Raw genomic sequence first — 11,720 nt, forward strand, 5'->3', positions numbered from 1 at the left:
GATTAGCTCCTCTGATCAAACGATCAGCTTTGTGCTATACTCTAAAAGTGTTTTCGTTCGTATAAATAAATTTTGGTAAAATATGTTTATACTGATCCACTTTATTTTTCATCCTTAAAAGTTTGAGCAATAGCTTTTCTTTCTCATCCTGAGAAGCTTTTTTGTTCGCTTTAATTTCTTTTAAAATATACTTTTTAGCTTCGAGCGGATGAAAACAAAATCCCTTTGCAAATACAAAAGTATCTGTATGCGGAATCACTCTTACACTGAAAAGATCATCTTTATTGAAGCCGGCATTGATGTCCGAATTTTTTATTACTATTTTATCATTAGTGAATAAATCTTTAATGTAAATATCGTTGTCTTTGATTTTTGTGAATTCAAAAACGCTGTGATTTGCATTCAAAAGAGATTTAAAATGTTCTGTATCGGACTCTCTTTTTGGAAATTTTTTATCCTGGAGAGCAAATTCGATAGGTGTGAGGGCCGGGCCGGAAAGCTTTCTAGTGAAAAGATACCAATCTAAAAATTGCGACATACGTAAATTGAATTGAGCTGTGTCATCGTCAACACTGGGAATTGATCTTTCAAAAAATTCCACTTTTGCCTTAATGATTTCGTCAGCGTATTCATCACTTGTGTAAAGTGTTAAAAGACGATCCAAAACTTCTTCGAATATCATTTTCTTGCCTCTTAATTCTCTGCCTAACAAGTCTCTTCGCGAATCACTATTTATCGCCCTAACAACTCTACGAAATGTTCAAACAAATATCTAGCATCTCGTGGTCCAGGACTATTCTCCGGGTGGAATTGAACGCTGAGCGCATTCCACTTCTTGCTCCTAATTCCAGCAACAGTATTGTCGTACAAATTGACGTGAGTAACGTCTATATCCATGCTCAAGCTTTTAGCATCCACGGCATATCCATGGTTCTGACTTGTCATGTATATTTTCTGGGCAATATTGTCTTTGATGGGATGATTTGCACCGCGGTGTCCGAATTTTAATTTATAAGTTTTCCCACCCAAGGCTAACGAAAGTAATTGATGCCCCATGCAAATACCAAAGATGGGTTTCACTCCCAAAAGCGCTTTAATTGTATCTACGCTTTTTTCTACCAGAGCCGGATCGCCTGGGCCGTTAGATAAAATAATTCCACTCGGCTTGTAATCAAGAATTTCTTTATGAGAGGTACGCGAGGGAAAAATACAAACTTCTTCTACGAGAGCCAATGTTTCTCTAAGAATATTTTCTTTTACACCATAATCGATCATGGCAATTCTAAGGCCGTTCTTTTTTGCGCCTTTGCGGATTTCTTTTTGTTTTTTAGACACTAAGAATGCCCAGTCGGGATCAATGTTTTTTGCCTTAGCAATTAAGCTCTGAGATTTTTCTAAGGCCTCTGCCTTTGTTTCTGACTGAACTAGCGCTCCCCACTGCGTGCCTTTTCGTAAAGACATCGTAAGCTTTCGGGTGTCTACCTTATGAAATATAGGGACATTATTTTTTTCTAAGGTTTTGACCCAAGTTTTTTCGCGATCCGAGTTTTGAATTTCCAAGGCAATAAAACCTTGAATATGAACTTTATCAGACTCCCAAACCGCTGGGTCTGCTCCATAGTTTCCTTGCTGTGAAGCCGTACAGACTAAAATTTGAGAAAAGTACGATGGGTCGGTCGCCATCTCTTCAAAACCCGAGTGCGAAGTATTGAAAACGACTTCCCCTGCTTTATCGGGACCTGATATCCACTCACCTTGAAAAGTTTCGCCGGACTCCAAAACAAGAAAACCATTCTTCTTACTCATCTGCCGTCTCCGATAATGGAATCAATTAGAGCTCGTCTAATTTTTCTACCATTCTCTACTTGTTTGAAAATGCAGTTCCTTGGATCATCTAAAATTTCAGATTGAATCTCGATTCCACGGTTGAATGGTCCCGGATGCATAATGATACCGTCTTTTTTCCAATTTTTTAGTCTTTGCTCTGTGATGGAGTAATTTTTTACGAAATTTTCTTTGAGTTTGGCATAGGATTGGATTCCATTTCCAAATTCTTCGTGTCTTTCAAATTGAGTTCTTAAAGACATTAAAACGGTTGCCCATTCCATGCCTTCTTCAAGTTTATCAAAGATTTTGATGCCATCATATTTACCTTTTAGAGGTAAAAATCCTTCTGGTGCACACAGGGCTACTTCTATGCCCAAGATTTTCATCAATTCAATGTTGGATTGAACAACTCTAGAGTGCTTGATATCCCCTACAAAAAGAACCTTCTCACCTTTAAGATTTTTTCTTTCTTTTGAAATTGTATAGCAATCAAGAAGAGCCTGGGTCGGATGCCCACTCATTCCCTCTCCCGCGTTGATGATAGGAGCGTTGATGTGCGCTGATAAATCTTTTAAATTCTCATCAGGGTAACCATGTCGAATGATAAATAAATCAAAACCCATGGCCTCAAGGTTTAAAAGTGTATCCAGAACTGTTTCGCCTTTTTTAAGTGAGCTGGATTCTGGGTTGAAAGTCACCGATTGCATTCCGCAATCTCTCACGGCCAAGTCAAAACTGATCTGAGTTCTGGTCGAAGGTTCAAAGAACAACAAACACGCATTCTTATTTTGATATTTATAGTGTGGCGCTAGCTTATCCGCCTTATCAAAAAGGAATAGAATATCATCTTGTTTAGAATTTATGAAATTGATGAAATGTCGGTTATGGAAGGACATTAAAATTCATCGTATCTGCAAAGATTTTTGGTGTCTATAGAAAATAATCTAAAGCTAATACGATAAAAATCAATATTGTGCGTTAAAGAGCGTTAGCACAAGCCAACGCTCCAATCATCGCCTAATCAAATTGAGAAAGGATTACTGTTTCATACTCTACCAGTATGTTGTTTCCGTTAGCATCCAGTCTAACACTTCGACCTGATATCCCTTGTCTAAAACAAGTATTCGTTATTTTTCCAATTACTGGCTTCCAGTGCAGATTTCTGTTTCCTACAAATAAAGCATTATAGGTAGTATCTGAGGCCTCAGAACTGACAAGACTAAAATTACTAATGTCATACTTCATAATCCAACGGCCGGCACTATTACTATGGACTTCACTCACCAACTTGAATTGAGGTTTATTATTTACCAGCTGAACTGCTGCTGATCCCAAAGTCTGCGCAGAATACCCCCCACCATTATGTGGATCTTTAAGCATAAAACCACCATCATCCACGTTGTCCGTCCATGGAGAGCAATGATTTTCGAAGTAGCATGTGCGCATACGCTTATGCACTTTAAACTTACCTACCCATTTTGCAGTTTGATTTGGAAGTGGAATTTTGCTTAAAAGATCTCTCTCCGATAAAGAGTTGCCAGGACAACTTGCTGGATCAAAAGGATCATTGCTTGGAATAGGATCACAAGTGCAATTATTTCCGATAGACTCGATCGCTTGACCCACTTGATCTGCAAAAGACTCGTCAGCAATATCAAAATGATGTACAGATTCATGGGCCAAGATAGTTATTGCATCATTGATACTTTTAATACCAGGACGGCAAGATTCAAAAGACAATATGACTGTCGAATTAGGATTTGATTGCGTAAAAGCACACGTACTTTGCTCATCCGTAATCCACACATGAGGGCTCTTCATGATATCCGACGCCAGTTGCTCTTTATTTTTCATAATCCAAGATACAACTTCTGGATTCACATCCACACTGAAGGCACAGGACTTAGCACTTTGCACTCTTTCGGCAGTATAGCTTCGAGCTTCTTCAAATAGGATTCTCAATGGATCTCCTCCATTGCCTACTTCTCCGGCCACGGCGCCAGTAGTAATAATAAAAAATAACATCCATATAATATTCTTCATACCTTCTCCCCTTCTTTGTATTTTTTTGTTAATCTAAATAAATTAAAATTTAAGCAATAAACTTCTTCAGGTCTTAGGTTGTGAGATTTGACCCAATTGTTAATGTCTCTTCGAAAATTTTTGATTTTACTCTTTAATTCTTTCATCAAAGTCAGATCTAAAGGAATGGTAATCGTCGTTATATCTCTCTCTTCAACGCTTTGAAAATCTATTGCTTCGATGGCTTTTTCTAAAATTTGTCGATGGAAATCTTTGATGGCCTGGGAAGGAATATCGCTAGGGGTTGTTATTGTTTTGTTAAGGCCTTTTATTTTGTCTTTCTTGGCTTCAAGCAAATTGAGCTTTTTTAATCTTCTCAGCGCCTGATCGACTTGAAATTTACTTACATTTAAACGATCCGATATCCATTTGCTATCTTCAGTAAAAGAATGGGTTTCCACCAAATCTAAAATTGCATAGTGATACCAATCAGAAATAATTTTAAAAGTATCTAAGTTTATTTCAGAAAAGCCCAAATCTTTTTCTTTAGTTTCAGCTATATATTTTTTAGCAATTTTTCTGGTTTTATCACTTCTGCCATGGGCCGCAAGGACCTGATTTAAAAATAATTCTTTTTCTTTCTGTGAAAGGTTCAAGTTCTTAGCTATTTTTTCAGCGTTGACTAAAGACAGGCCACTCTTAGCATTCAAGATATCAGACAACCGGCTGACAGGAATATCTAAGTCTCTTGCATAGGCACGCAAAGAATATCTAGGATTTTTTTTAATCCTATTTTGGAAATGATTTTTAATTACACTTTTGTAGCTCGACATGTAAATAGCATACGAACTTCATTTTAGGAATCAAGATCAAACGGAACATAGTGTTCTGCGAGACCTGGAACATTTTGGTAAATACTTAATTATATTGGATTAACGCAGAGGATTCGAAGATTAACGGGTTTAAGTTCGACAGAATTTAAACCCGTTACAAGTGTCCATGGTGGGCCAAACCAAAACTGGTCTAGCTAAGAAAACATACCTTTACTGAAATAAATCTTTCATTAGAATTTCGTCAGCTTTACGACAACCACCAAAAAATCTTGGTTTTTTCTTACAGAATTTATTTGGCCATTTTTTTAGTGGATCTGCATAACCTAGGTCCAAGGCCATTTGTCGAATCACTTCATACCCCTCATATGCCTTTGCCATGTCAGGAAGAGTGACTTTATAATCATAAACTCGAGCAATTTCTCTACCAAGAGCGTATGATACAGATACAAGAGGTAAATCCCACGCATTTTCTACACTTCCATCTGGTAAATTATTAAAGTTTTTTGCGTTTAATTGTTCCTGCATATGCATAACGCTTAATTGTCGCTCCATATTCATGCCACCTACTCCAAAAGATGCACCCTCAAGGCATAGCTTCAATCCAAAAGGGTCTCCTTTTTGTCGTATTGGACATACTTCCGTTGATTTGCTACCCATTTTTCCATTGGTCTCAGGGATCCTATCCCAATATTCAAAAATTTGGCGAACAGGAACAACTCCTTCTCTAATATAAATGCCTTTTGAAATTGCCGAAACGAGCTCTGGCTGTAATTGGCCAATCATGATTTGCTTGGCAAACAACTCAACCAATTCTTCATCTTGAGATAAAGAATATCTGAGCGTGTGATGCAAAATCTCGTGGATTAAAAGTTTAGTAAAACTTTCTAAATCATAATCTAGTACGCGCTTACTAAAAAAAATCACACTTCCTTCATATGGCTCTGTAACAGCGCCATAGCCAATAATTCTTTGTTTATTCTTGCGCGCATAACTAGTAGACGTCGGCCATGAGGCGATGTTCTCTAGGTATACATATTTATTTTTTGAGGCTAAGCTTTTCATTTCAGATATCGTAGAGTTGATTAATGATTGCGGTAAGTTTGAATTTAAAAGTTTATTTTCCGCAAGCTTCATAGCTTCCTCTAATTTTTGTTTATCTGGGAAACTCGTCACAGCAATTAAGTATGGATCTCCGCTTGAACCATTTCCACTTTGCCCTTCATAGATAGGTTTCTTTTCTGGCTCACCAGAATGGGCTTTACCCGCCAATGCCAGCATTAATGTCAGTGCACAAATGCTCAATTTTTTTATTTTCATAAGTTACTCCTTAATTTTTTCTTTGGTTATCTGTTGCAAACTAACATCTAGCTTTTACTGAAATAAATCTTTCATTAGAACTCTATCCGTACCATTGCATCTTCCTGTAAAAAGAGTTCGTTTTTTCTTACAAAAAATGTCAGACCATCTATTAAGAGGATCCTGATAACCTAGATCCATCACCATTTTTCTAATCGCCTTGTATCCACGCACATGTGTAATCGTTATACCTTGATAACCCTCCACTCGCTCTATTTCTTCAGACACAACTTCAGACACAAAATCTACAGGCAGATTCCAAACGTTTTCTGATTTTAATTTCGTTATCATATTAACTCCATTTATCCCATAGCGTGCAGCTTCCAGGCATACACGTACGACAAACTCCTCCATTTCTTTTGTCTTCTTCTTCTTATTTAAATTTTGTAAACATACTTTAAACGCTCTGGTCTCAAGTTTGGAATTTACAACAGGTATGCGATTCCAATATTCAAGAATTTGACTAGCACGAACCACGCCTTCTCTAATGTAAATTCCTTTAGAAATAGCCAAAAGAATCTCAGGCTCAACTTTGCCTAGCATAACTTGCTGAGCGATCAACTCCACAAGCTCTTCATCTGTAGAAAGATTGTAATCTAAGCTATGATGGAGAAGCTCATGAATTAGATGTTTTGTAAAAGCTTCGAGATCATACTCAAGCGCACGCTTGCTGAAGTAAATGATGGTCCCCTCAAATGGCTCTGTTAATGCACCAAAGCCAGTGAAAATTTTCGCAGCTTCTGAGTCAGCACTAGACATTTTTTCTTTCAATAAAACTAAACTCTCTAAATAAAGATATTTATCATCTGCGGCCAGTTTCTTCATTTCAGCTATAGTAGAAGTGATTAGAGAATTAGAAAGATTAGAACTGAGAAGCTTTTTTTCAGCAAGCTCCATAGCTTTATTTAACTTATCCTTGTCTGGGAAAGTTACTGCATGCACATCATATGGATCTCCACTATTACTCGATCCATTACCACTCTGACCTTTGTAAACTGGCTTTATTTCGGACTCGCCAGAATACGATACACTCGCCGATGCCAGTATTAGTACCAATGCACAAATGCTCAATTTTTTTATTTTCATAAATTACTCCTTATTTTTTTGTTTCTTTGGTTAGTGGGAAAAACGAGACAGTGAGTTGGTAAACCTCATCATACTTTCCGTCATCTGCAGATGGTTGAAAGTACGCGTCTAATTCATCTCTAATTTTTTGTAATTTTTCTTTAAATTCAAGAACCCGATCTTTCCTCACCGCAACGGTTAAAGACCCATGATCACGCTTTTGAAATTCTACATCTTCAACTGCTACTTGGGCTTTAGCCAGAAGAGACTTTTGCAGCTCTTGTCTCGCTACAGTTGTTGCCGCTGTATTGGTCCAATTGTTGTTGGGCTTGAGAAGGACAACTTTATTTTTTTCAATTTTCAAGTAGCCCATACGAAGAAGGCGCTCGATAGATTCTTGAATTTCCGTTGGGTGGAGATCCAGTCGATCGGAAATCCATTTTATATCCATTTTGAAATTTTTTGTTTTAATGAGCTCCAAAATTGCAAAATGTGACCACTCTGCCAATACACTCACTTGGTCATCGGCCATCTGCTGGTATTGAATACTTTCAGATGTATTGAATGGATAAAAGAAACCCGCCGCCTCAGAAGGTTTGATCTTAAGCTTTGGCGTAATTTTTTCGGCGATTGTCGTACTTATGGTGCGCTGACCATTCATTAGCTTGGAAAGCAGAGATTGATCTACATCCAAGTACTTTGCATAAGCTCGCAGTGAATAACTACGATTACTTTTACGGCGCTTCACAAACTCTCTTTGGAGTTCAGCACGAAGATTGATTATTTGGTTCTTTGTTAATCTCATGAAGGGCGTTGTAACAGCCTCGATTAAACACCGCAATTCAAATGTACTTATAGTGAGGACGAAGAGTACTCAACTCTGAACAATTTATAGAATACTCAGTTTTTTTGGATGAAACACCTTGGACTATACCAGGAGGTTACGAATGCGCTATACAACCTATAGAGTATTTCGTCAGATTTTGAGTGTTGCTTTAATCGTTTTGAAAATTTTGTGGCTTTTGCTGCAGATTTTGAATCAGTTTAAGTCATCTTAAGAGAATATCTTTAAAGTTCTAGGTCATGGACGGAATTAAAATCCGGACAAGGTTGTTTCAATTGGAGATCTTGCGGGGCACACGATTCCATCTGATTTTTGAAGTTTCTAGGTCTATTATTGATTTAAAGCAGAGTAATCTTTTTCAAATGATTCACGTTCTGTATCTGATATGCATTTATAAAATGAACCAGAATTTGCAACGGACTCCAACGCTTTGAAGGCTTTTGTGCGATCATCTTTTTGGTTACGATCAGCATAGCATTGAGCGACTTTGCGAATAGATCGACTAATTCCGTCTACGTCTGGGCATCTCCATTTTTTAGTTTTTTTGTAAGTCTCTCTTCCTAGATATGGAGCTTGAACTTTTTTAATATCTGCAGGTATGCACAATCCAATGGAGGTACGAGAATCTGGATTTTGGGAAGCCGCTGCTTGTACCGCAATTGTAGGTGCACATAAAATAACAGCAGCCCCAGTTGTTGCAGTCACATCCCATAATACTTGAACTGTGTAAGCAGCCCCCGTAGCCGAATAAGACATCAGCGTCTTTGACAGCTCTTCCACTTTGGAAATCAATCGAAAATCTGTTTGTTTTTCGGGAACTATATCAAAGGCCTCTTCACAATTCTGTTCACTGATTTTCTGATCAAATTTTTTCGTGGACGTACATTGAACTAATTGAAACGATAAAATAATTAAAAATATTTTTTTAAACATAAAGATAGCCTAGTCTAAGTAGACTTTTTGTGAATCAAAATCAGCTCGATTGACACAGAGTTTCTACGGCGCCGCAAATGCAAACGCCGACCAATAAGTCAGCGATTTGCAGATGGTTGAGTGAATAAAAATGTAGGGATTAGTTCACGAATATTTTTGGATTAAAAAGTCCTCTTCGTACCAAAATTGGTTCTAATGCTACATATGCTGAGAGTATGAGTAAAACTGCTAAATAGGCCCGTATTCCAATGCTAGTATCCTCGAAATCCACCTCGTTAAAAATAGAAAAACTTAAACCCAAGTTTAAAATACATAATAATAAAACACTCCAAAATAGGTTAGTGTTAATGCCATTCACTAATCTAGTGACAACAAAACCTATTGGGAACCATGTTAAAGCCCAGATATTAGATAGTTTAAAGTAATAAGCTCCAAAAATAAGAGTAAAGATATATACAACGGTAATTGCGGCCAACACTTTTAATCGAATTTGATATTTATCAAAAATATTTTTAGGTGCAGTATTTAAAAATTGTTTTTTTACATATTCTTCGTTTAAATAGACATCATCTTCCTTCAAACTAAGGATTATTTCACCCAAGGATTTTCCTTCGAATTTTTTATTTCTGATTTCTTTATCTAATTTAAAGACCACTGTTAATTCCTTTTCTGGACGTATCACAAAATGCTATTCACGTCATATCTTTGGGACAAACTATAGGTCAACATCGGAATGATTTTGAATCAGAGCCCGGTCATTAAAGTCCTAGAAAATGATTTGCAGATTTAATGTATACGCTTAAGAAACGTAGCAACACCGCCAGCGGTGTTGCATTGCATGCCTGAGGTGTAATATTGATCTGGATTTACTTAGACACCGGTTCTTGCGTTAGTAATTCTTTGTAGCCAGCAGCCACACACTCTGTTTTCCAAACACCATCGTTTTTGGGCCAGCTAAAAATAACAACTTTGCATGCGCCTTCAACTAATTCAGTGCCTTTGATTCCTTTAAGAATTAATTCCGTCCCACGCGCATAACACCAAGAAACGTTATTTGGTGAACCATCTGTATCTGGAAGATTTCGGTGCTTGTCCCAGTAATTTGAAGCATTACAAGCTGCTCTTAAAACTTTTAGTGATTTATCTTGATCTGAATTAGCGTAAGAAACTGAGCCTGCCAATATGGTGAATACAAACAAAAATACAACTTTCATAACTCTCCCCTGTTTATTTTAGAGACAACATTAAAATTCGACAAATCAGGTGTCAATGGTCAAATAATTTTGAATTAAAGGAAATCAAGTCGGCCTTTGTAGATTCAAAGACCTCGGAAAACTCTATTCCATCTTACTTTAGAAGTTTCTGGATCCACGGAAAACCACACTAGGACAACTTGCCCATCCAAATTCTTTTTGGGCACCATTCCCCAGTACCTTGAATCGTCGCTGTTATCGCGGTGATCACCCAAAAGGAAAACTTCACCCTCGGGAACAACTATCGGTCCTAATTCCTCCGGTTTGTGATCTTTATTGTAGATAACTGTATATTTTGAACCACCATTAAGACTTTCACTGTAAAAATCGAGATCTTCGGAACTTTTAATTGCGGTAAAAGGTGCTGAGTCCAAAAGTTCATAACCTAAAACCTGTCCATTGATAACAAGCTCTCGGTTTTTATACTCAATTTTATCTCCCGGTAATCCCAAAACTCTTTTGATGAATTTGGTATCAGGATCGCGACTGTAAGAGAATAAAACGACATCGCCTCTTTCAATTTTTTGAATCTCGCCAGTTTTTTTGAAGAAAGGAATTTTTGCGCCGTAAGGAAGTTTAAAAACAAAAACATAATCCCCAGAAAAAAGTGCTGGCATCATCGTACTTGTTGGAATCTTGTAAGGAGCTATAACGAAAAGTCTAAGAATAACTCCCACAATCAAAGTGATCGCTAAAGCTTCCAGGTAACTTCGATAAAATTTCCTAGATCTTACAGTGTATTTTCTCATGCTAAAAAAATTATCCTAATGAATTGGATGAAAGAACCTTTTCCAACGAACTTCAATAGGGTTACAAAGGAACGTCAATACCGGCAATGTTTCATCGCAAGAGAGCCATACAAACATTGCTCTGCCAATGATGTTTTCATTCGGTACAAAGCCCCACACACGGCTATCAGCAGAGTTGTCACGGTTATCACCCATCACAAATAGACTGTCTGGAGGAACGGTAATAGGACCAACACTCATATGGTACCAACCTCTTCTAAGAAGAGTGCTGTGCGGATAATTTTCTAAATCTTCGATAAAATGCACGTAGTCGGCCTTTCCGCCCGGAACATCGCCTTCAGCCACGCCGTTCATGGATTTTTCTTGATCCTCTGTTGGCGCTTGTTTTTCAACCTTAGCATCGTTGATAAATAAGTTTCCATCTTCATAACGGATCACATCGCCAGGAAGACCAATGATTCTTTTGATGTAGAATGTGCTTTCATCTTGAGGGTATCTAAAAACTAAGACTTCGCCTCTTTTCGGTTGAGCAAATTTAACCATCCATTTTTTGCTGAAAGGTGCTCTAATTCCGTAGATGAACTTGTTTACAAAGATATGATCATGAATTAAAAGCGATGGAAGCATACTTCCTGATGGAATCACATAAGCCTCGATCAAGGCCCATCTTATAAAAAGTGCTACACCGATGGCCAAAGCTAAAGAGCCAATTCCATCCGAGAAAGTACCTTTTTTATTATCAGTTTTAGGAGCTTTACCAAATAACACTGAGAAAAATGCTTTTAATTTGTCCATCTTGTTTCCTACTTATCTTACTCTAAAGGTGAAGGTTGATAAA

Annotated in this window: 13 protein-coding genes; all 13 read right to left on the reverse strand. The window is 37.5% G+C overall.

Annotated features, from left to right (window positions below):
• Window positions 1-34: 34 nt before the first annotated feature.
• Window positions 35-682, reverse strand: coding sequence for a hypothetical protein (locus V4596_07665; GenBank protein ID MES2769006.1), 648 nt, complete (start codon window positions 680-682; stop codon window positions 35-37).
• Between the two features lie 50 nt (window positions 683-732).
• Window positions 733-1,806: a glutamine-hydrolyzing carbamoyl-phosphate synthase small subunit gene (gene carA / locus V4596_07670; protein MES2769007.1), complete on the reverse strand. Its 1,074-nt coding sequence runs from the start codon at window positions 1,804-1,806 to the stop codon at window positions 733-735.
• Window positions 1,803-2,723, reverse strand: a complete 921-nt coding sequence (locus V4596_07675; GenBank protein MES2769008.1) for an aspartate carbamoyltransferase catalytic subunit — start codon at window positions 2,721-2,723, stop codon at window positions 1,803-1,805. Before V4596_07675 ends, carA begins: the two co-directional genes overlap by 4 nt.
• Before the next feature lie 121 nt (window positions 2,724-2,844).
• The gene (locus V4596_07680) at window positions 2,845-3,870 is read right to left on the reverse strand and encodes a hypothetical protein (GenBank protein MES2769009.1); all 1,026 of its coding nucleotides are present in this window, start codon (window positions 3,868-3,870) and stop codon (window positions 2,845-2,847) included.
• On the reverse strand, window positions 3,867-4,682 hold the full coding sequence (locus tag V4596_07685; GenBank protein ID MES2769010.1) for a TIGR02147 family protein: 816 nt from the start codon (window positions 4,680-4,682) through the stop codon (window positions 3,867-3,869). The genes V4596_07680 and V4596_07685 overlap by 4 nt, the downstream gene beginning before the upstream one ends.
• A 210-nt stretch (window positions 4,683-4,892) precedes the next feature.
• Window positions 4,893-5,999: a hypothetical protein gene (locus V4596_07690; GenBank protein MES2769011.1), complete on the reverse strand. Its 1,107-nt coding sequence runs from the start codon at window positions 5,997-5,999 to the stop codon at window positions 4,893-4,895.
• Between the two features lie 54 nt (window positions 6,000-6,053).
• Window positions 6,054-7,124, reverse strand: coding sequence for a hypothetical protein (locus tag V4596_07695; protein ID MES2769012.1), 1,071 nt, complete (start codon window positions 7,122-7,124; stop codon window positions 6,054-6,056).
• A 10-nt stretch (window positions 7,125-7,134) separates the two neighbouring features.
• Window positions 7,135-7,908 (reverse strand): DUF4423 domain-containing protein, encoded by a 774-nt coding sequence (locus V4596_07700; protein MES2769013.1) that lies wholly within the window; start codon window positions 7,906-7,908, stop codon window positions 7,135-7,137.
• Window positions 7,909-8,277: 369 nt separating this feature from the next.
• The gene (locus tag V4596_07705; GenBank protein MES2769014.1) at window positions 8,278-8,880 is read right to left on the reverse strand and encodes a hypothetical protein; all 603 of its coding nucleotides are present in this window, start codon (window positions 8,878-8,880) and stop codon (window positions 8,278-8,280) included.
• A 139-nt stretch (window positions 8,881-9,019) separates the two neighbouring features.
• A complete protein-coding gene (locus tag V4596_07710; protein ID MES2769015.1) occupies window positions 9,020-9,562 on the reverse strand; it encodes a hypothetical protein in 543 nt (180 codons plus the stop codon).
• Window positions 9,563-9,746: 184 nt separating this feature from the next.
• A complete protein-coding gene (locus V4596_07715) occupies window positions 9,747-10,094 on the reverse strand; it encodes a hypothetical protein (GenBank protein MES2769016.1) in 348 nt (115 codons plus the stop codon).
• Window positions 10,095-10,198: 104 nt separating this feature from the next.
• On the reverse strand, window positions 10,199-10,882 hold the full coding sequence (gene lepB / locus V4596_07720) for a signal peptidase I (protein ID MES2769017.1): 684 nt from the start codon (window positions 10,880-10,882) through the stop codon (window positions 10,199-10,201).
• Between the two features lie 15 nt (window positions 10,883-10,897).
• Window positions 10,898-11,677 carry a signal peptidase I gene (gene lepB / locus V4596_07725; GenBank protein MES2769018.1) on the reverse strand — a complete coding sequence of 260 codons (780 nt, stop codon included), beginning with the start codon at window positions 11,675-11,677 and terminating at the stop codon, window positions 10,898-10,900.
• Between the last annotated feature and the right edge of the window lie 43 nt (window positions 11,678-11,720).

Source organism: Bdellovibrionota bacterium (genome assembly GCA_040386775.1).
Lineage (GTDB): Bacteria > Bdellovibrionota > Bdellovibrionia > Bdellovibrionales > JAEYZS01 > JAEYZS01.

What these genes read in the sequence shown, in the direction of transcription:
- V4596_07700 (MES2769013.1), bottom strand. Translation starts at nt 7,908, where the DNA reads ATGAGATTAACAAAGAACCAAATAATCAATCTTCGTGCTGAACTCCAA.
- carA (MES2769007.1), bottom strand. Translation starts at nt 1,806, where the DNA reads ATGAGTAAGAAGAATGGTTTTCTTGTTTTGGAGTCCGGCGAAACTTTT.
- V4596_07690 (MES2769011.1), bottom strand. Translation starts at nt 5,999, where the DNA reads ATGAAAATAAAAAAATTGAGCATTTGTGCACTGACATTAATGCTGGCA.
- V4596_07695 (MES2769012.1), bottom strand. Translation starts at nt 7,124, where the DNA reads ATGAAAATAAAAAAATTGAGCATTTGTGCATTGGTACTAATACTGGCA.
- V4596_07665 (MES2769006.1), bottom strand. Translation starts at nt 682, where the DNA reads ATGATATTCGAAGAAGTTTTGGATCGTCTTTTAACACTTTACACAAGT.
- V4596_07680 (MES2769009.1), bottom strand. Translation starts at nt 3,870, where the DNA reads ATGAAGAATATTATATGGATGTTATTTTTTATTATTACTACTGGCGCC.
- V4596_07675 (MES2769008.1), bottom strand. Translation starts at nt 2,723, where the DNA reads ATGTCCTTCCATAACCGACATTTCATCAATTTCATAAATTCTAAACAA.
- V4596_07715 (MES2769016.1), bottom strand. Translation starts at nt 10,094, where the DNA reads ATGAAAGTTGTATTTTTGTTTGTATTCACCATATTGGCAGGCTCAGTT.
- lepB (MES2769017.1), bottom strand. Translation starts at nt 10,882, where the DNA reads ATGAGAAAATACACTGTAAGATCTAGGAAATTTTATCGAAGTTACCTG.
- V4596_07685 (MES2769010.1), bottom strand. Translation starts at nt 4,682, where the DNA reads ATGTCGAGCTACAAAAGTGTAATTAAAAATCATTTCCAAAATAGGATT.
- V4596_07705 (MES2769014.1), bottom strand. Translation starts at nt 8,880, where the DNA reads ATGTTTAAAAAAATATTTTTAATTATTTTATCGTTTCAATTAGTTCAA.
- lepB (MES2769018.1), bottom strand. Translation starts at nt 11,677, where the DNA reads ATGGACAAATTAAAAGCATTTTTCTCAGTGTTATTTGGTAAAGCTCCT.